Source organism: Streptomyces sp. NPDC088246 (genome assembly GCF_044741025.1).
Classification (GTDB): domain Bacteria; phylum Actinomycetota; class Actinomycetes; order Streptomycetales; family Streptomycetaceae; genus Streptomyces.
The window spans coordinates 1-18,879 of the sequence record NZ_JBIURV010000044.1; the positions used below are offsets into that span (position 1 = coordinate 1).

Below are 18,879 nucleotides of genomic sequence, written 5' to 3' on the forward strand. Positions count from 1 at the left end.
GCAGGGGGGACCCTGTGGGAGAGTAGGACGCCGCCGAACTCCTTTTACGGGAAAGCCCCGTGCCCTTGTGGCACGGGGCTTTTCTGCGTTCACCCCTCTTTGCTCGGTGAGCGGCCGCGGGTCGGGGCGTCGAAGCCGAGCAGCATGCGCATCGTCGTCGACTTCCCGGCGCCGTTCGGGCCGAGAAGTCCGGTGACGGTGCTGGGCAGGACCGTGAAGTCGAGGTCCTGGACGACGGTGGAGTCTTTGTACCTCTTGGTGAGTTCGTATGCCCTGATCAAGCGGTCGACGCTACGGAGGGGGCGCGCCGCAGACGTCGGACCTGGGGCGGGATGTGGCGGTGCGTGTAGTACCGGGGTACGACGCGGGGGCGATCGGGGGCCGTGAATGTTGTTTGCGCAGGTCGGGTGGGGAAGGGAAGGATCGGCGGATGGAACATGTGATTCGAGCCGTATGCGCCGATGAATGGCCCCTGGTCAAGGAGTTGCGGCTGGCGGCGCTGCAGGACCCGGCTGCGCCGGTGGCGTTTCTGGAGACGTACGCGCAGGGTGCGGCCCAGCCCGACGCGTTCTGGCAGGGCCGGGCGCTCGGTGCGTCCGAGGCCGGGAGCGGTGAAGCGCGGCAGTTCGTCGCCGTCGCGCCCGACGGGCGGTGGGACGGCAGCGTCACCGTGCTGATCGAGCGGCCGGACGCGGACGTGCGGTTCGGGAAGGCGGCCGATGTGCACCAGGCGCATGTGGTCGGTGTGTTCGTACGGCCCGAGGCACGGGGCGAGGGCCTGGCCGAAGAGCTGTTCCGGGCCGGGACGGACTGGGCGTGGTCGCTGGTGGAGCCGCGGATCGAGCGGGTGCGGCTGTATGCGCACGAGGACAACGCGCGGGCTGCGGCGTTCTATCGGCGGATCGGGTTTGTGGCCACCGGGGAGTCGGTGCCTGTGCCGGGCGACTCGTCTGCGCGGGAGCTGGAGTATGCGGTGGGGCGGCCGGTGTAGGTGGGTGGCGCCGGGTTCGCCCGGCTAGCGTGAGCCGGTGAGGTCTTGGGGCCAGCGGGCGCGGGCCTGTTCCTGGGAGCGGAGGAGGGCCAGGGTCGGCAGGCCCTGGGCCTGGCCGCTCGACAGCAGCTCCGGGAGCCGGGGCAGGGGCGCCACCGCGGCGACGTCGTCGAGTACGAGCGTCATTGGTGGGTCGAGCCGACCGTCGGTCGACCGTGCGGCCATGCGGCGGCCGTGCTCGACCACGTGTGAGGCGAGTGCCGTGAGCAGGGGCATTGCTCCGGGACCCGAGCGGGGATCCTCGATCGGTTCACCCACCACGTAAAGGGTGCCCCCCTCGCCCGCGAAAGATTCCAGCACGAGTGAATCGGCCCGGTTCGGTGTGCAGGCCTCGCGGATGTGGACCGAGGAGAGCGCGGCGAAGGCTCGTACCGTCAATTCCTGTGCCATCTCGCGGCGTTCGGGATGGGCGGTCAGTGCGGACTCCAGCACGCCGGCGAGCCCGGAGGCTGCCTTGGGGTGGGTACGGAGCAGGCGCACCGGTTCGTGGGCGCTGCCGCCGAGGGCCCAGCGGTGGACCTGGCGGAAGGGTCTGCCGTCGATGGCAGCGGCGTGCAGCCAGCACTTCAGGAGCGTTTCCGCGGTGTCGGCCGTCGTCGCGTCGATCCGGGCCTGCGGCCGGACCGGGGCGAGGAGCGCGGCGGAGCGGGCGGCGGCCGTGTCGGGCTGTTCGCAGCCGGCCGTGGGGGACCAGTGGAGGCGGGCCGGGGTGTCGCAGAGGTGGCCCGGGTCGTAGACGAGGACCGGACCGAGCTTGGCGCGGGCGTCCTTCGTCTCGGCCCAGACGGTGGGGTCGGAGGTGACGACGAGCGCGGGTCCGTCGGCCTCCTGGATCGCCTGGATGACGGTGGGGCGGCGGGTGGTGGCCGGTCCGTAGACGACGAGGGGGGGCCGGGGAGAGGGGAGGGCGGGCTCGGGTGGGGTGTGCTCCACGGGCACGGGTGCGGGTGGGGTGTGCTCCACGATTGCGGGCACGGCCTCCGGGGAGTGGGCCGTCGGCCGAGGCTCCGGCTCGGGCTTTGGCTGCGGCTCCGTCTGCTGTGGGTTCTGGGCCTCGGGCCGGGGCTCCTGCCGCTGGGACGGTACGGGCGTTTCCTCGCCCCCGTAGCGTTCGCTCCGCTGCTGTGCCCGTACCAGCCGCCAACGGGTCACCACCCCTATCACGAAGACCGTCAGCACCAGCAGCACCATCAGTTCGCCTATGAACAGGCCCCAGAACAGTCCGTACCCGGAGAGCTCGCCCGCCGGGGTGTTCGGCCAGGCGGCCGGGATGTCGTGCGGGGTGGTGACGAGTTGTCGCATCGCCAGGGGGGTCTCGGCGAGGGTGACCCCCTCCGGCCAGGCGCCGTGCGTGAAGAGTCCGGCCATGCCGGTCGCCGTCCACGCCAGCAGCGTCAGCCCGAGCAGGAAGGCCAGCAGGCCGATCAGCAGGCCGTCCGGGATGCCTCCGCCGCCTCCTCTGCTGCCGCCGGTACGTACCTCGCCGCGCCCTGCCATGTCATGCCACCGTTGACTCGGACGACTCGTTCAGTCGTTGTTGGTGCTCGATCCGTGCCGCGCGCTGCTCAGCCTCCAGCTCGGCGGCGCGTACGTCCTCCGGGAGGAGTTCGGTCGCGGAGGACTCGGTCATGGCGCGGTCGGTGAAGACCAGAGGGCGTTCCGCCTCGGTGATCAGGTGTTTGACCACCTGGACGTTGCCGTTGACGTCCCAGACCGCGATGCCGGGGGTGAGGGTCGGGATGATCTCGACCGCCCATCGGGGCAGGCCGAGTACGCGTCCCGTGGCTCTGGCCTCGTCGGCTTTCTGGGCGTAGATCGTGCGGGTCGAGGCCATTTTGAGGATCGCCGCGGCCTCGCGGGCCGCCGCCCCGTCGACGACGTCGCTGAGGTGGTGGACGACGGCCACGAACGAGAGACCCAGTCGGCGCCCGAATTTCAGCAGGCGCTGGAAGAGCTGGGCCACGAAGGGCGAGTTGATGATGTGCCAGGCCTCTTCGACCAGGAAGATGCGTTTCTTCCGGTCGGGCCTGATCCAGGTGTGCTCCAGCCAGACGCCGACGATCGCCATCAGGATCGGCATCGCGATCGAGTTCCGGTCGATGTGTGACAGGTCGAAGACGATCAGCGGGGCGTCGAGGTCGATGCCGACGCTCGTCGGTCCGTCGAACATGCCGCGCAGGTCACCGTCGACCAGGCGGTCAAGGACGAGGGCGACATCCAGGCCCCAGGCCCGTACGTCATCTATGTCGACGTTCATCGCCTCGGCGGACTCGGGCTCCGGGTGGCGCAGCTGGTCGACGATGTCGGTCAGGACCGGCTGCCGGTCGGTGATCGTGTCGTTGACGTACGCGTGGGCGACCTTCAGCGCGAAGCCGGACCGTTCGTCCAGGCCGTGCCCCATGGCGACTTCGATGATCGTACGGAGCAGGGCGAGCTGGCCGGTCGTGGTGATCGCGGGGTCGAGCGGGTTGAGCCGGATGCCGCCGTTGAGTGCGGAGGTCGGGTCGAGGCGGATCGGGGTGAGGCCCAGCTCCTGGGCGATGAGGTTCCACTCGCCGACGCCGTCCTCGCCCTGGGCGTCCAGGACGACGACCTGGCGGTCGCGGAAGCGGAGCTGGCGGAGCACGTACGTCTTCTCCAGCGCGGACTTGCCGTTGCCGGACTCGCCGAGCACCAGCCAGTGCGGGGCGGGCAGCTGCTGTCCGTACAGCTGGAAGGGGTCGTAGATGTAGCCCTTGCCGGAGTACACCTCGCGGCCGATGATCACTCCGGAGTCGCCGAGGCCGGGGGCCGCGGTGGGCAGGTAGACAGCCTGGGCCTGTCCGGTCGACGTACGGACGGGCAGCCTGGTCGTCTCCACCTTCCCGAAGAGGAAGGCGGTGAAGGCGTCCGACAGCGCGGACAGCGGATCTCGCATGGCGTGACCGACCTCCCTCTCGTTTCTCTCGGTTGTTTGCGGTCAGCGACGAATGCCGGTGGCGAACGGCAGGGTGTTCACGAAGGCGCGGTGGTGCTCGCGGTCGCACCACTCCAGCTTCAGATACGACTTTCCGGCCGAGGCCCGGATCGTCCGCTTGTCGCGGGCGAGGGATTCGGGTGAACGCGAGGACACGGTGATGTACCCCACCAGGTTCACTCCGGCCGCGCCGCTCGCGAGATCTTCACCCCGCTGGTCGAGCCGGCCGTGCGCGGCGATGTCGCGCGGGTCGACGGTGCGGTTCATCTTGGCCTGACGGCTGGCTTCCGCCTCGTCGTTGGTCTTCTCGGTGAGCATCCGCTCGATGGCGACCTCGGTGGGTTCGAGGTCCATGCAGACCGCGACCGTACGGATCACATCGGGCGTGTGGACGAGGAGCGGGGCCAGGAAGTTGACGCCGACGGGCGTCATCGGCCACTCCTTCACCCAGGCCGTGGAGTGGCACCAGGGCGCGCGGGTGGTCGACTCGCGGGTCTTGGCCTGGAGGAACGTCGGCTCGACCGCGTCCAGTTCGGCGGGCCAGGCGTTGCGCCTGGTCATGGCCTGGATGTGGTCGATGGGGTGGTCGGGGTCGTACATCGAATGCACGAGGGAGGCGAGCCGGCTCTGGCCGAGCGGCTGGCGCACCCGGATGTCGGCCTCGGCGAGACGGGCGCAGATGTCGGTGAGCTCGCGCGCCATGACGACGGCGAGACCCGCGTCCCGGTCCAGTTTGCGGCCGGCCTGGGGGCGGGCGGCTCGGGCCATGGCATGGGCCTCGGCGGACAGCTCACGGGTGTAGTGCATGCAGGCGACGAGGTAGGCGCGGTGCTGCTCGCTGGAGGTGGAGACCATGGACTGCAGCTGGTCGTACGACTCCTGCAGCCAGCCCGGGGACGTCTTGTCGCCGCGCTGGGCGACATCCTTGGCGTGGGCGTCGGGGTCGGCGGGCAGGGTGCGGGCGAGCATCTGAATGCGGGTCACGAAGCCGTCGCCGTTGGCGACATGCTTCAGCAGCGTGCCGAACCGGTCGACGAGCGCTTCCTGGTCCTCGCTGTCGCGCAGCCCGACGCCGGGGCCCTCGATCTCGATCGCGGCGGTCACGGTGCGGCGGTCGGCGTGCAGGAGTACGGCGATCTCGTCCGGGCCGAAGGGGGCGGCGAGCCAGTTGATCCGGCCGATGCCGGGGGGCGGCCCGATCTCGACCTCGCGCCCGTCGGCGCCGACGCCCGCCTCCATGGCGGCGGAACGGTAGGTCGTACCGCGGCGCAGGGTGCGCTTGTAGCTGCGGTTGATCTCGAACCATTTGTAGAAGGTGCGGTGCTTGTACGGGAGGTACACGATCGCGAGGGCGAGAAGGGGGAAGCCCGCGAGCAGCACGATCCGCGGGGCCAGGTAGGGGACGAGCAGCCCGCTCATCATGCCGAAGAACGCACCGGCGATGATCAACGCGATCTCGCCGGTCTCGCGGTTCTTGCCGACGATCGCGTTCGGCCGGGCCCGGCCGATGAGATACGTACGGCGGGGCGCGATCGTGTGGGACTGAGTCGTCAACGCCCTCCACCTCCCGTGCTGTTGTTACCTGAACTGCCTGATCCGCCACCTCGGGGGGAGCGGCTGCCATGTGGGGTGCCGGAGGTCGGCCCCGATCCGCTGCGGGGCGGAGGTGCGGCGGAGGGGGCAGATCCGCCGCCGACTCCGCTCCCGCCGCCGGAGTTGCGGGAGCTGTGGGCGGCGACACCGCCGCTGACCGCGTTGGCGGGCCTGGCCCCGCCGCTGCCGCTGTCGCCGCTGTTCTGGCCGCTGCGGCTGCTGTGGGTCTTGATGCCCTGGGAGACGAGAGCGGCAGGGGAGCTGATCATCGCGGCGGCCTGGGAGCCGTCGGTGGCCTGCTTGCGGTTGGTGCGGGCGCCCTGGATCTCGTCGCCGAAGCCGGGGACGAACCGGTAGATCATCGCGGAGGCGAAGATCGCGAGCAGGATGATGGCGAGACCGGACACGACGGAGGAGAACGCGTTCGGCCCGTCGTCCCCGGAGAGCGCGCCGGCCAGCCCCAGCACGATGACGATGACCGGCTTCACCATGATCACTGCGATCATGATGCCCGCCCAGCGGCGCACGTGGCCCCACATGTTCTTGTCGACGAGCCCCGCGTAGACGACGGTGCCGAGGAGGGCGCCCACGTAGAGCAGGGCGGCGCGGATGACGAGCTCCAGGTAGAGGACGCCCGCGGCGAGGATCGAGACGAGCGAGACGACGATCAGCATGATCGGTCCGCCGCCGATGTCGGAGCCCTTCTTGAGCGCTTCGGCGAACGACCCGAAGAAGACGTCGGCCTTGTTTCCCGTGGCCGAGGCGATCACGTCACTGACGCCGTCGGTGGCTGATACGACCACGTAGAGGACGAGTGGGGTGAAGGCTGAGGCGATGACCGTCAGCCAGAGGAATCCGACGGCTTCGGAGATCGCGGTGGTGAGCGGGACACCACGGATGGCGCGCTTGGCGACGGCGAACAGCCACAGGACGAGCGTGAGGATGGCGGAGGCCGCGAACACGATCGCGTACTGCTGCCGGAAGGTCTCGTTGGTGAAGTCGACGTTCGCGGTTTGCTTCACGGCGTCGCTGAGCTTGCCGATGATCCATGCGGCGGCGTCGGCGCAGCCGCGGGCGAGGGAGGAGAGGGGGTCCAGGGAGTTGTCGAGGGTGGTGGAGGGGCCGGTTTTGGGGGCGCCTGCGTCGCCGTTTTCGCAGTAGTCCTTGGCGGGGCCGCGGATCAGGTCGCACGCGTTGTTGCTTGCGCTGGGCTTCGGGCTCGGCGAAGGCTCAGCGAATGCGCGGCTGGCCAGCATGACGAGAGCGACCTGCAGGCTGGTTGCCACCGCTGCGAGTGAAAGGGCTCGGCTGGGTCGTTTACCGGGCATACGTGAACCCTCCAAACTCTTCCACGGCGTTGGCCATTTCCTCGGCGGGGGAAGCAGCCTGGTCACGACCGACGGGGGTGGGGCCGTCCTTCTGCGTGAAGTCGGTGATCTTCCAGTCCCCGTCGATCCACGCCAGGTCGAAGGTGTTGGTGAACCAGCTCTCGGAGACGGGGTTCTTGGAACCTTCACCGGCCAGCCCGAACAGGGCTGAGTACCAAACGGCGACGCTTGCGGTGTCGCCGTTGAACTTCACGATCTTGGTGCCGGCCGGGTTGGAACGTGAGATGAAGGTCAGGCCGGAAGGTGCGGTGCCGTCAGCATTCAGCCCGATGCTGGTGAGAAAGTCCTGACCGGAGTAGACCTTGTCAAGGTCACCCTGGCGGGCAGCGGCGACCGCAGGGGCGTATACGGCGGTGACGATCGCGCGACGACCGGTCTTGTCGAACATGTCGGCTGAGCCGAGCGCCACGGAGTAGTTCGCCGCCGCGCTCTGCGCCCCCTGCTTGTCATGGGCGAACCCCGAAGGAATCGAACCGTTCTTCCCCGTCACCGGCTTCGTCCCCGTGGCCGCCGTGGACGACGAATCCGGCTTGCTCTTCCCGTTCCCCGAGCCGCCACTGCCGTCTCCGCCGCTTCCGCCCATGTTCGCGAACGCGATAGCCGCGATCAGGAGGACGACCACGCCGACCACCGTGACCAGGGAGCGGGAGCTGCGGGCGGGGCGGCGGGGGGTGCTGTAGCCGTCGCCGTCCTCGCCGTCGGGGAGGCGGGTACGGGTCTGGCGCGTACCGCCGATGGTGCTGTATCCATCGTCCGTACGACCTGAACCGCTGCCGTAGCCGCTCTCGTCGCCGAGACTCATGCCGCGTGCGCCCCCTCAACCGTTTCCTGAACCGGGTAGTACGACGGTAGTCGTGCGGGTTTCCGCGCGGGCGCGGTGTGGTGACTCGACATCAGGGAAACGTAACCTCTGCCGGTGGGCACGACGGACGGATGGTGTGGGGGTGGGCAGGGCTGCCCCTGACATGGGATGACAGCCGGTCAGACGGCCATCCCGTAGACGATGGTGAACAAGGTGCCCAGCGATCCGATGATGAACACACCGGTCAGACCGGCAACGATCAGCCCCTTGCCCTGCTCCGCGCTGAATGTGTCGCGCAGTGCCGTGGCGCCGATGCGCTGCTTTGCCGCACCCCAGACCGCGATGCCGAGGCAGAGGAGGATGGCAATGGCCATCACGACCTCGATCATTACGCGGGCCTCGTTGCCCAAGGTCCCGAACGGCCCCCAATTCGGGGCGATTCCGCCGATGATGGTGGTGATGTCGCCCTTTTCAGCTGCCAGGATCATGTAAGTCACCGCCCCTGTTGGGTAGTTCAGTGCCCCTGCCACACGACATGGGTCGCTCTCTATCTTCGCTGATGAAACTGCTCTCGTGCGACGGCTTGACGGCTCTCTTTACCCGGATCTCGCACGTTTGACCGGTCCGACCGCCCTGACCTGCGGATCGAATCGGTGTATGACCGAATTCGTATGGTTACTCTGTGTATCACGGAGGGTGACCCCGGGCAATGACTGTCATCCCGCCACCCTGGCCGAGACTCTTGCGCAGGGCTGGTCAGCGCAGTGGCTGGTCAGAGCAGGGGGTGACGTGGGACGGGTGGCCGGGGTGGTGTCGTCCAGGTCGGCGGCGGCCGGAAATCGCACCAGGTGCCGTCGAAGGGAAACGTTCCGGCCTCGGCGAGCCGTACGACCGAGGTGCCCTCGTTACGGATGGCTGACGCTTCGTCGGCCGACCAGTAGGCAGGGTCGCCGGTCTTCTCGGCGAAGGACTGCTCGTCCTTCCACTGCCAGCTCCGGTCCGGGGCCACATTGATGTCGAGCTCGTGGTCGGTGATGTCGATGTCGTCGCCGTGGTGGACCCGGCGCTCCAGATTTACGTACCAGCCACGGAACTTCCGTCTGCGGCCGAAGAGCCAGAGGACGGAGTGCGCGGCACCGGTCGGCTGGTAGAAGAGCGCGCTGCCCATGGGCCACCGGTCGGCGACCAAGGGGTACCCGTCGGCCGGGCGCTCGTGCGGGGCGATGTCCCGCAGGTGTGCCCCGCGCGGAAGCTTCGTACGCCACATCGGTGTGCCGGTCTCCATCCACACCAGCTGGCCCGCCTCGGTGCGCTCTACGAGGCGTACGGGCACCGAGGCGCTCAGGTGTCCGCCGATGAAGAAGTTCCAGCGGAGTATCCGGCCCGGGTCGTCGTTCATGCCGCTGATCATGCCCGCGGTGGAGTGCACGGACACGTGGCCGGACACGTCGAGGGCGGAGAGCATTCCGGTCTCGCCGCCCGCTTCGACGAGTCACCGCTGAAGGAGCGGTGCCGGCCTTCCGATTCGCTCCGTCGCGGTGGCCCAGAGCAGTACCGCGCACAGGACCGCCGCCCCGGCGAACACCAACGGGCGCGCGAGGGCGTCTTCCCGTGCGCCGGCCGACAGCGCGCCGACCGCGGCGGGGGCAAGGGCCGGAGCCGGCAGTGCGCGGCGGCGCGGTGCGACACCCGGCGCGGCAACTCGGTGCTGCGCCCGGCACGGTGCGCGGAAGCAGACGGGTTGCGATGGCGTAGCAGGCGCAGGCCGGCAGCGTGGCTGCGAGAGCGTCGCTGGGCCGGTGCCAGTAAAGCAACTGGACCGCCCTGACCACGCCGAAGCCGGCCATGTCCAAGTCGTAGCGCGCGTCGGGTGGTGGCTCGGCGAGGTCGAAGGGCTACGGGTCAGCCTCGCTGTTGGAAGCGGTCATGTGCTCGGCCATCCAGCCTCTGCCTAGGCTTTGCGGGCGAGCAGTTGAATCTCCTGGAACTGCCGTCGGTCGGTGGGCTGAGGCTCACGAACCATCCGGGCTACCTCGGCCAACCCGGACTTGCGTAGCATCGCGGCGAGGTGATCAGGCCACCACCGATAGGCCGGCGCGACTGCGTGATCGAAGACCTGCGTCGGGTGAGACGGATCACCGCTTGCCGAAAAGCCGACCAGAAGGTGGCCGCCAGGTGCCAGCACACGGTGGAACTCCGACAAGATGATGGGGAGTTCTTGCGGCGGAGTGTGGATGATGGACCAACGTGAGAGTACGCCGCCCAGCACGCCGTCAGCGATGTTCAACGCGGCCATCGAGCCCACGTCGAACCGCAGGCCCGGATAAGCCTGTCGAGCCAACTCGATCATCGCAGGAGAGGCATCGACACCAAACGCCGACAGCCCCAACTCGTCCAGATAGGCGGTGATATGGCCAGGCCCACACCCCAGGTCCGCGACCTGACCGTCCCCACTCGCACTTACGACCTCGGCGAAGGCACCCAAGATCGCGCGGTCCAAAGGCCTGTCCCGCAGCTCGTCGCGGAACAGCTGCGCATAGGTGGGGGCAGCAGCGTCGTAGGCCTCGCGGGTGGCGCTGCGGGCATCGTGTTCGACCATGCTCGCGACAGTAGTTCCTGGCGCTGAGGCGAGCCGAGAGAATCACGATCTTCCCTCCCGCCCGTTCGCCTCAGACAGCTTCGGACCTCAAGGCCGTTCGGGTTTGTGGGCAAGAAAGGTAGCGAAAGTCCTTTTAGCTCCTTCGCTGGGTTCCTCCACCAGACGTGCACTGAGGACGAGCCCGGCCTGCTTCAAGAGTTCGACAATCCGATCGGGTGGCAACAGGTAGGACTCGTAAGACACCGGATGACCGCCATATGCCTGTGTTGGACGTAGATGCTGGTCGGCCCCCACGTGGCCGGCCAGCATCAAACAGCCGCCGGGCGCGAGAGTGCGGTGGAACTCGCCGAACACCACCGGCAACAACGTCGGTGGCGTGTGGTGGGTGGAGTAGTACGCGAGGATGCCGCCGAGGTCGTCGTCCTCGATCGGGAGCGAGGTCATCGAGCCGACGCTGAAACGGAGATTCGGGTGGGCATTACGGGCCAGTTCGACCATCGCGGGCGATAGGTCGATGCCGAACGCAGGCACTTGCTGCTCGGCAAGGTAGGCCGTGACTTTGCCGGGCCCGCATCCCAGGTCGGCGACGGGCCCGAGGCCGGCCGTTCGCACCACCTCTGTAAACACGTTCAGCATCCCTCGTGACAGCGGATCCAGCTCCGCCGGGGGCTTGACCTGCTCAAAGTAGTCGGCGGCGACCGTGTCGTACGACTCTCGGACGGCGGCGAGGTAGGAGAGATCAGGCATGCGGACGACTCTAGATCAGGGTTCGCAGCCCAGGTGATCACTTTTCTTAGCCGGTGCCACTGTGTCTTGGTCGTCGGCGGGTTCGGCGAAGTGGTCGAACTCGCCGGCCTGGACGCCCTTGGTGAAGGCGTCCCATTTCGTTTGGGTGGTTGTGACGATGTTGGTGGGGTCGCCGGTCTCGCGGAGGTATACGAGTTCGTCCGGGCCGAAGGCGATCTCGATCCAGGGGCCGAGGCCCTCCTCGCCCTCGGGGGCGGCGCGGATCCAGGTGAGGTCGGTGGGGATGTCAGTCATGGCGGTGGCTCTCCTTGAGGGTGCGTACGAGGGCGGCCCAGGCGGCGGGTGTGGTGCGGAGTGTCGCGCCGGTGGGGTCGCCGGACTCGGTGAGTTCTATTGCTCCGGTCCGGGCCGCGGCTACGTGCACGCAGGCTTCGCCCTGCGCGCAGTAGGACGACCTCTGCCAGGTGTGTGCGGACATCGTGGTTCCTTTCACAGGCCCTGGGCGGCCTTGTGGATGAGTTCTCGGGACCGCTCGACGTTCAGAGCCGCATCGTCGAGTCGTTCGAGCAGCAGGCGGTACTGGGCCAACTGGGCTTCCGCGTCGATGAAAACGGGGCCGTGCGACTGGTCGAGCTGCGCCGTATCGAGTGCGGGTACCGGTCCGCGGACGTAGTACACGGACTGACCCGAGCCCGGATAGTACGTGGCCTCGAAGGGGATCACGCGGATCGTCGCGTGGGGAAGCTCGCTCATCCCGAGCAGGTGCTGGAGCTGTCCCCGGGCGATATTCGGACCACCGAACATCATGCGCAGAGCGGCCTCGTGAATGACGGCCTGATAGGGGACGGGGTCCGTCCGGTAAAGCACTTCCTGCCGCTTGATGCGGTAGGAGACGCGGTGCTCGATCTCCGGTGGGGACAACTCGGGAACGGCCTGCCGGTAGATCTCCCGGGCGTGATCCACGGTCTGGAGCAGGCCGGGGATGTGGATGCTGTGCGCCGCATGCAGGCCGGTGCCATGGTGCTCGATCTCGGCCAGGTCGAGCAGCTTGGGCGGCAGGATCTCCCGGTACTCCTCCCACCAGCCACGCCTGCGGTCACTTGTCATGGCGACCAGCGCGTCGATCAGTGCTTGGTCGGTGCAGGAGTACGTGTGGGCCGCGACCCGTACCCGGTCGGCGCTCACACCGAACCGCGCCACCTCTATGTTGCTGAGCTGCCCCGAGCTCGTGCCCAGGAGGTCGGCTGCCTGAGTGGTGGTCATCCCGGCACGTTCCCGCATTTTGCGCAGCTCGGCGCCGAGCCGTGTGCGACGTGCGGTAGCGGCGGCCCTGCCTGCCATGTCGAACTCTCCCTTGGGAGCGGCTGAGTTGGGTTGTCACTCACACGAGTGGTTCAGCTCAAGGATTCCGGTCAACTGATGCAAGCAATCCTTGCAGCAGCCTAATCTCTGACTCAGGCCACCCGCCCGGAAGTACCCCGCTCGACGGAGCGGCCTCGTCACCGGGTAACCGGAAACACATGATTCAACTTCCCTCCGTGAACGGAGACTTCCATGGTCAGTGCCACGGTAACCCCGCCCTGGACGTACACCCTCCAACTCCCGCAGGATCCCCGCGCCCCCGGCGTGGCCCGTGCCACCCTCCGTACCATCCTGCGCGTACACGGCATGCGTGAACTCACCGAGACCGCCGAACTGCTGGCGAGCGAGCTGGTCACCAACGCCTACCGGCACTCCTCGGGGCCGTATTCCCTGCGCCTGCGCGACGCCGGGCGCAGCCGTATCCGGCTGAGCGTCTGGGACACCAATCCGCACATCCCCGCCCCGTTCCGGTGGAGCGCCGAGGCCCCGGCGGAGCTCGCCGAACGTGGGCGGGGGCTCTATCTCGTCACCCTCTACGCGGAGAGCTGGGGTGCGTACCCCATGAGGACCGGGCTACCGGGGCAGGGCGGGAAGATGCTCTGGGTGGAATGTGCGGCAAAGGCGGAGGAACAGGCCGGGGGCTGGCCGGGCGGGCGGGACGGGTGTGGCGGGCGTTGGTGAATCCGCCCGGACCGTTGTTGCTGCGTGGTCAGGCCCAGCCGACGACTTTGGCGTCGTCGGTCAGGCCGAGCGCAGGGCGTCTGTCGGGGACACCCTGGCTGCGCGCAGTGCCGGGTAGATCCCGGCGACGGCCGCCACCAGTACCGACACCAGCGGTCCGGCGATGACCGTGTAGAGCGGGATGGAGGCGGGCCAGCCCTGTGCGAGGGCGTAGCCGTAGACCGCGAGGCCGCCCACGAACAGCCCGCCGACTCCTCCGATGAGGCCCATCAGTACGGCCTCGATCAGGAACTGAACGGCGATCTGGCCGCCTCGGGCGCCCAGCGCGCGGCGCAGTCCGACCTCGCCGCGGCGTTCCATCACTCCCACCACCATGGTGTTGGCGATGCCGACGCCGCCCACGAGCAGGGCGACCGCCGCGAGGGCGAGGACGAGTCCGGTGAGGGAGTTCTTGGTCTCGGCCCGTGCCGTGTACAGGTCGGAGGGGCGGCTGACGGCGACCGTGCTCGGGTTGGCGGGGTCGGCGGTGGCTCCGGCAACGGTCTGTACGTCAGGGACGCGTTCGGGGTGGGCCCTGAGGTAGACCATGGCGGCGGTGCCGTCCGCGCCCAGGTGGGCGGTGGCCTGGGGCCAGCCGACCAGGGCGGCGGTGCCGAGCTCGGGGGCGAGCTCGTTCGGGGCCAGGATTCCGGTGACGACGAACCACTGTCCGCCCAGCCAGACCCGCTCACCCGGCGCGGTCACGCCGAGCCGGAGTGCGGCCTGGTCGCCGAGCACGGTCACCGGGAGGTTCTCGCTCGCCTTGTCCAGCCAGCGCCCGCTCCGCAGGGTGGCGTGCAGGACGTCGAGCAGGTTGAGCCGGGCGGCCAGCACAGTGAGGCTGCTGGTCTGCTGCGGTGGGACCAGGTCGTTGCGGTAGACCTGGGCTTTGGTGGCGCCGGTCGCGGTGACCCGTTGCACGGGGGCGATGTTGGCGAGCATCTTCTCGGCCGTGGGCGGCAGCGGCACCGGCTTCTGGTCGGCGCCGTTGCCGGGGGCGACGGTGATCAGGTTGGAGCCGAGCCGGTCCAGGCGCTCCAGCAGGTGCGCCTGGTTGGAGGCGGAGATTCCGGTCACGGCGATGACGGCGGCGATGCCCAGGGAGATGCCGAGCGCGGACAGGGCGGAGCGCATCTTGCGCGTGCGTGGTCCGATCAAGCCGAGGCGCAGCATGTCCGTCGGGCGCAGTCGGGTGCGTCGCAGGGGTGGCGTCATCGGACAGCTCCTGCGGGGTGCGGGCCGCGTTCGTCGAAGTCGATTCGGCCGTCGTGGAGGGCGATTCGCCGGGGGAAGGAGGCGGCCAGCTCGCGGTCGTGGGTGATGACGACGACCGTGGTGCCGTTGGCGTTCAGGGTGCGCAGCAGCTCGACGACGGCGGCGCCGGAGACGCTGTCGAGGGCCCCGGTGGGTTCGTCGGCGAGCAGCAGTGCGGGGCGGCCGACGATGGCGCGGGCGATGGCGACGCGCTGCTTCTCGCCACCGGAGAGCTGGTCGGGGTGGTGGTGGAGTCGGTGCCCGAGGCCCACTTCGCGCAGGGCTTCGGTGGCGTCGGCGCGCCGGCGTGAGGCGGGGGCGCCGCTGTAGAGGAGGCCGGTGGCGACGTTCTCGACCGTGGTGAGCCCGGACAGCAGGAAGAACTGCTGGAAGACGAAGCCGATCCGGTGGGCGCGCAGGGCGGCCAGTTCGGGGTCGGAGAGTGCGGACAGGTCGCTTCCTTCGAAGTGCAGCTTTCCTGCGGTGGGCCGGTCGAGGGAGCCGAGCAGGGCGAGAAGGGTGGACTTGCCGGAGCCGGAGGGGCCGACGACGGCGAGGAGTTCTCCGGCTTCGACGGTGAGGTCGATGCCGTGCAGGATGCGCAGCGGGGGTGATCCCGGGTATTCCTTGGTGATGCCGGAGAGTTCCAGCACGGGGGCTCTGCCGCGTGGCTGATCGGGCGTCATTTCGGGATCACCACCTGGTCGCCCGCTTGGACGTCCCCCGTGATCTGCGCCTTGGCGTCGGCGACCAGTCCCAGCTGGATCCTGACAAGCCGGGTGGTGGTGCCGCTGACGACCTGGACTCCGTAGCCGCCGCCCTCCAGGGCGAGCAGCGCGGTGACGGGGACGATGAGCGCGTCGCTGATGGTCTCGCCGACGACGGTGACGGTCACGGGAGAGGGCCCGGCCTGCTTGGCCTGCCGCTGGTGGTCCAGCGCGATGGTGACGGTGGTCTTGTCCGCGCCACCGGAGCCGTCCGAGCCGTTGTCCCCGCCGTTGCCGGAACCGCCGCGGACCAGTGAGCGAATGCGTCCGTCGATGGTGCTGCCGTCGGCCAGCTTCACCGTCACCCGGCCGTTGGGCTTGAACTGGGAGAGCTGGTTGTCGGCGGGCTGCGCGGTGGCGACCAGGTCGGTGCCGGTCACGGTCATGACCGCGGTGGCCCCGAGGGCCGAGCCGAGCTGTGCGCCGAGCTGCTGCACCCGCACGGCCGCCTGCGGCAGCATGACGACGCTGCCGAGCGCGACCGTTCCCGTCTGCTTCTCACCGAGGGCCTTCTGCCAGCGCTTGACGGCGGTGACGGTGGCAGGGGTGAACTTCTGGTCGGCCGTCAGGCCGAGTCCGTCGGCGTAGCCGAGCCTGATCAGGTTGCGTTTGAGCTGTTCGACGTCGGGTCCGTCACTGATTTCGGGGCCGAGGTCGCGCCACATCGGCCGGTCCCCGGTGAGCAGTACCACGGGCCGTCCGTCGACCTCGTAGAACTTCGCTCCCGCCTTGACGACGGAGCCGACGGCGGGCAGGGCGGTGATGGTTCCGTGGCCGGAGGCGACGACGGGAGTCGGGGTGTTGTAGCTGAGCGCGCCGCCGACCTGGATGCCGGTGGACAGCGAGCCCTTCTGCACCGCGACGGTGCCGTGGCTGACGGACGGCTGCGGGGAGGCGGTGCCGTGGCGCTCCCAGGGGCGCATCGCGGCGAGCACACCCGAGCCGCCGAGCGCGGCGACCAGGACGAGCGCGACGACGACCTTACGGCGCTTCTTTCGCGCGGGGGCGGGCGAGTTATCAGCCGGGGCGGTGGTCTCAACAGTGCGGCTCATGATCACTGACCGATCGAGTAGCCGGGCATCGGGAGCTTGCCGCAGGCCGGCTGGAGGGCGTCCCACGCGGCGGAGTCGAACGATTTCGCCGTGAAGTTGAGGATGCCGCTCTTGGGGTCGGGGTCAGGGATGTCTGCGTAGCCGTTCTTCCGCGCGCACGCGACGAAGGCGCGCGCCTGTTCGACGGCCTTGTCGTCGCCCTTCTGCTGGACCTGGTGGATGCCGGGGACCTTGGTGTCGCAGGCCTTGCTCGCCGCGTCGAAGCCGTTGGCCGAGCCGGGACTGTCGAGACCGGTGGCCGGGAAGGTGATGTTGCCGTCCTTGTCCTGCTCGACGCTGGTCTGCCCTTGCTTGTGCATGCAGTCGACCCAGGCCCGCCGGACCGCGTTGTCGTCCTGCGGCTTGCTCTTTCCCGCGCCGTCGCCCCCGGCCACGCTGGGCGCCGTGCCCTGTGAGGAGCAGCCGGTCATCACCAGCGCCGCTGTCACGGCGGCCGCCGCCAGTGCGGTCCGTACGGTCTTGGTACGCATTTCCTGCTCTCCCTGCTGGACGTCGACATTGACCTCCGTCATTCCTACGGACCGACGAGTTATGCACGGGTGAGTGTGTGCCTAACCGCTGGCTAACGCCTGCCGAGGCATCGTTGACCAGGGCATCGTTGACCAGGGCAGGGCAGGGCAGGGCAGAGCGCAGCGAGTGGAGTGGAACAGAATGCGAGTGCTGATCGTCGAGGACGAGGTGGACCTGGCCGCGATGCTCGCCGAGGGCCTGCGTGCCGAGGGCATGGTCTGCGAGGTCGCCCACGACGGTGCCCGCGCGCTCGAAATGACGGCCGCCGCCGAGTATGACGTCCTGCTCCTGGACCGGCACCTGCCCAACCTGAGCGGGGACGCCGTCTGCCGGGCCCTGAACACAGCCGGCTACCCGGCCAGAATCCTGATGCTCACCGCCGCCGGCGCCCTCGCCGACCTGGTCGACGGCCTCGGCCAGGGCGCCGACGACTACCTGGCCAAACCCTTCTCGTACCTGGAGCTGATCGCCCGGCTGCGCGCGCTGGGCCGCCGCTCCCCTGCCGGCAGCAGTGCCACCGTGCTGAGCAGGCACGGCGTCAACCTGGACACCGTGCGCAGGGTCGCCGAACGCGACGGCCGGCCGCTGAAGCTGACACCCAAGGAGCTCGGCGTGCTGGAACTGCTGCTGGCCGCGGACGGCGCCCCGGTCCCCACCGAGCAGCTGCGGGACAGCCTGTGGGACGCGGCGCTGGACCCGGCCACCACTGCCGTCCGGGTCGCCGTCCATTCGCTGCGCCGCAAGCTCGGCGAACCGCCACTGATCACCAACGACCCCGGCCACGGGTACCGGCTGTGAGCCGGGCCCGGACCGGTCGCCGCCTCTTGCTGCACGGGCTGCCCCTGCGCGGCCGACTGGCCCTGATGACCACGGCGGTCTTCGCGGTCCTCGGCTGCGGGCTGCTCCTGCTGAACTGGCTGAGCGCCCGTCAACTCCTGAAGGACAACCGCCACCTCGTCGACCCCGCGAGCGTGCTGGCTCCCGCCCAGGCGGAGCCGAGCCCCATCGCCGCGCCGCAAGGCTCCTCGATGCCCGCCGCGATCGCCACTCGCGCCCAGCGCTTCGAGGACTTTCAGCACACTGTCCTCAGTGATCTGCTGCTGCTCTCCCTGCTGTTGCTCGCCGTCTTCACCGCGCTCGCCGGGCTGCTCGCCTGGTGGGGCAGCAGCCGCTCACTGCACCGCCTCAGCCAGGTCACTGCGGCGGCCCGGCGAATCAGTACCGGCAGCACCCTGGACGAACGGCTCGGCCTGACCGGCCCGCGCGACGAGGTCCGCGAACTCGGCGACACCTTCGACGCGATGCTCGACCGCCTGGACCGCAGCTTCACCGCCCAGCGCCGCTTCACCTCCCACGCCTCGCACGAACTGCGCACCCCGCTCACCCTCCAGCGCACCGCCCTGGAGATCCCACTCGCCCAAGGCCGGGTCCCGGCCGACCTGAGACCCGCCGTCCAGCGCGCGCTGGACGCCAACGCCCGCACTGAACGGCTGATCGCGGCACTGCTGACACTGGCACGTGGCGAGAGCGGGCAGCTGACGCCGCATCCGGTCGACCTAGAGGACGCCGCCAGGGACGCCTTGGCGGACCTGGCCGACGAGGCCCGGACGGCTGGCATCCGGATCACCGCTGATCCGGGCCCCGCCCCGGTCGTGGGCGACCCCTCGCTGCTGCGGCAGATCGCACTGAACCTGCTGACCAACGCGGTGCGGCACAACCACCGTGACGGCGCGGCGACGGTGACCACCGGCACCGTCGGCGGCCTTGCCTTCATCGAGGTCGGCAACACCGGCCCGGTGCTGGATCCGGACGAACTCCCCGCCCTCTTCGAGCCGTTCCAGCGTGGTCGGGAACACCGCAGCGACGGCTCCGGGCTGGGACTGGCCGTGGTCCGGGCGATCACCCTGACCCACCACGGCGAGCTCACCGCCACCCCCCGCCCCGACGGCGGCCTCACCGTCCGAGTCGAACTGCCTGCCGCACCTGGAACAGGCTCCCCGGGGTCGGGCACCTGAGAG

Annotated in this window: 20 protein-coding genes and 1 pseudogene; 4 read left to right on the forward strand and 17 right to left on the reverse strand. The window is 69.3% G+C overall.

What is annotated here, in order from left to right; translation table 11 throughout:
- Positions 1–107 precede the first annotated feature (107 nt).
- Positions 108–281 (reverse strand): annotated as a pseudogene (locus tag ACIPEK_RS36850) (ATP-binding cassette domain-containing protein); the annotation flags it as partial.
- Positions 282–430: 149 nt separating this feature from the next.
- Here ACIPEK_RS36850 and ACIPEK_RS36855 point away from each other — a divergent pair.
- Positions 431–991: a GNAT family N-acetyltransferase gene (locus ACIPEK_RS36855; protein ID WP_402005507.1), complete on the forward strand. Its 561-nt coding sequence runs from the start codon at positions 431–433 to the stop codon at positions 989–991.
- Positions 992–1,015: 24 nt separating this feature from the next.
- Here the strand turns inward: ACIPEK_RS36855 and ACIPEK_RS36860 are convergent, their stop codons facing one another.
- The 12 genes from ACIPEK_RS36860 to ACIPEK_RS36915 all read right to left on the reverse strand — a co-directional run bounded on the left by ACIPEK_RS36860 (position 1,016) and on the right by ACIPEK_RS36915 (position 12,477).
- The gene (locus ACIPEK_RS36860) at positions 1,016–2,548 is read right to left on the reverse strand and encodes a type IV secretory system conjugative DNA transfer family protein (RefSeq protein ID WP_402005510.1); all 1,533 of its coding nucleotides are present in this window, start codon (positions 2,546–2,548) and stop codon (positions 1,016–1,018) included.
- Between the two features lies 1 nt (position 2,549).
- On the reverse strand, positions 2,550–3,968 hold the full coding sequence (locus tag ACIPEK_RS36865; RefSeq protein WP_402005512.1) for an ATP-binding protein: 1,419 nt from the start codon (positions 3,966–3,968) through the stop codon (positions 2,550–2,552).
- A gap of 42 nt (positions 3,969–4,010) precedes the next feature.
- Positions 4,011–5,561 (reverse strand): SCO6880 family protein, encoded by a 1,551-nt coding sequence (locus tag ACIPEK_RS36870; RefSeq protein WP_402005515.1) that lies wholly within the window; start codon positions 5,559–5,561, stop codon positions 4,011–4,013.
- Positions 5,558–6,928, reverse strand: coding sequence for a hypothetical protein (locus ACIPEK_RS36875; RefSeq protein ID WP_402005518.1), 1,371 nt, complete (start codon positions 6,926–6,928; stop codon positions 5,558–5,560). The genes ACIPEK_RS36870 and ACIPEK_RS36875 overlap by 4 nt, the downstream gene beginning before the upstream one ends.
- Positions 6,918–7,790: a hypothetical protein gene (locus ACIPEK_RS36880; RefSeq protein WP_402005521.1), complete on the reverse strand. Its 873-nt coding sequence runs from the start codon at positions 7,788–7,790 to the stop codon at positions 6,918–6,920. Before ACIPEK_RS36880 ends, ACIPEK_RS36875 begins: the two co-directional genes overlap by 11 nt.
- A gap of 179 nt (positions 7,791–7,969) precedes the next feature.
- On the reverse strand, positions 7,970–8,278 hold the full coding sequence (locus tag ACIPEK_RS36885; protein ID WP_018101695.1) for a hypothetical protein: 309 nt from the start codon (positions 8,276–8,278) through the stop codon (positions 7,970–7,972).
- Between the two features lie 284 nt (positions 8,279–8,562).
- Positions 8,563–9,201, reverse strand: coding sequence for a DUF402 domain-containing protein (locus ACIPEK_RS36890; RefSeq protein WP_402005635.1), 639 nt, complete (start codon positions 9,199–9,201; stop codon positions 8,563–8,565).
- A 540-nt stretch (positions 9,202–9,741) separates the two neighbouring features.
- Positions 9,742–10,389 carry a methyltransferase domain-containing protein gene (locus tag ACIPEK_RS36895; protein WP_402005524.1) on the reverse strand — a complete coding sequence of 216 codons (648 nt, stop codon included), beginning with the start codon at positions 10,387–10,389 and terminating at the stop codon, positions 9,742–9,744.
- A gap of 87 nt (positions 10,390–10,476) precedes the next feature.
- The gene (locus ACIPEK_RS36900) at positions 10,477–11,136 is read right to left on the reverse strand and encodes a class I SAM-dependent methyltransferase (RefSeq protein ID WP_402005526.1); all 660 of its coding nucleotides are present in this window, start codon (positions 11,134–11,136) and stop codon (positions 10,477–10,479) included.
- Between the two features lie 15 nt (positions 11,137–11,151).
- Positions 11,152–11,430 (reverse strand): DUF397 domain-containing protein, encoded by a 279-nt coding sequence (locus ACIPEK_RS36905; RefSeq protein ID WP_402005529.1) that lies wholly within the window; start codon positions 11,428–11,430, stop codon positions 11,152–11,154.
- Positions 11,423–11,614: a DUF397 domain-containing protein gene (locus tag ACIPEK_RS36910; protein ID WP_402005532.1), complete on the reverse strand. Its 192-nt coding sequence runs from the start codon at positions 11,612–11,614 to the stop codon at positions 11,423–11,425. The genes ACIPEK_RS36905 and ACIPEK_RS36910 overlap by 8 nt, the downstream gene beginning before the upstream one ends.
- An 11-nt stretch (positions 11,615–11,625) precedes the next feature.
- On the reverse strand, positions 11,626–12,477 hold the full coding sequence (locus tag ACIPEK_RS36915) for a Scr1 family TA system antitoxin-like transcriptional regulator (RefSeq protein ID WP_402005535.1): 852 nt from the start codon (positions 12,475–12,477) through the stop codon (positions 11,626–11,628).
- A 213-nt stretch (positions 12,478–12,690) separates the two neighbouring features.
- On the opposite strand from ACIPEK_RS36915, the gene ACIPEK_RS36920 reads away from it, so the two are divergent.
- Complete coding sequence (locus tag ACIPEK_RS36920; RefSeq protein ID WP_402005538.1) at positions 12,691–13,179, forward strand: ATP-binding protein; 489 nt, start codon at positions 12,691–12,693, stop codon at positions 13,177–13,179.
- Positions 13,180–13,239: 60 nt separating this feature from the next.
- Here ACIPEK_RS36920 and ACIPEK_RS36925 read toward each other — a convergent pair whose 3' ends face one another.
- From ACIPEK_RS36925 to ACIPEK_RS36940, 4 genes are read right to left on the reverse strand one after another with little or no spacing between them, the layout of a single operon-like run.
- On the reverse strand, positions 13,240–14,433 hold the full coding sequence (locus ACIPEK_RS36925) for an ABC transporter permease (protein WP_402005541.1): 1,194 nt from the start codon (positions 14,431–14,433) through the stop codon (positions 13,240–13,242).
- Positions 14,430–15,158 (reverse strand): ABC transporter ATP-binding protein, encoded by a 729-nt coding sequence (locus tag ACIPEK_RS36930; RefSeq protein WP_402005544.1) that lies wholly within the window; start codon positions 15,156–15,158, stop codon positions 14,430–14,432. The genes ACIPEK_RS36925 and ACIPEK_RS36930 overlap by 4 nt, the downstream gene beginning before the upstream one ends.
- On the reverse strand, positions 15,155–16,291 hold the full coding sequence (locus ACIPEK_RS36935; RefSeq protein ID WP_402005547.1) for a peptidoglycan-binding protein: 1,137 nt from the start codon (positions 16,289–16,291) through the stop codon (positions 15,155–15,157). Before ACIPEK_RS36935 ends, ACIPEK_RS36930 begins: the two co-directional genes overlap by 4 nt.
- 2 nt (positions 16,292–16,293) lie before the next feature.
- Entirely contained in the window at positions 16,294–16,821 is a 528-nt protein-coding gene (locus tag ACIPEK_RS36940) for a hypothetical protein (RefSeq protein WP_402005550.1), read from the reverse strand.
- 181 nt (positions 16,822–17,002) lie between these two features.
- Here ACIPEK_RS36940 and ACIPEK_RS36945 point away from each other — a divergent pair, with 181 nt between their 5' ends.
- Together ACIPEK_RS36945 and ACIPEK_RS36950 are read left to right on the forward strand one after the other, a co-directional pair.
- Entirely contained in the window at positions 17,003–17,659 is a 657-nt protein-coding gene (locus ACIPEK_RS36945; RefSeq protein ID WP_402005553.1) for a response regulator transcription factor, read from the forward strand.
- Positions 17,656–18,876: a sensor histidine kinase gene (locus ACIPEK_RS36950; protein WP_402005556.1), complete on the forward strand. Its 1,221-nt coding sequence runs from the start codon at positions 17,656–17,658 to the stop codon at positions 18,874–18,876. The genes ACIPEK_RS36945 and ACIPEK_RS36950 overlap by 4 nt, the downstream gene beginning before the upstream one ends.
- Positions 18,877–18,879: the final 3 nt, after the last annotated feature.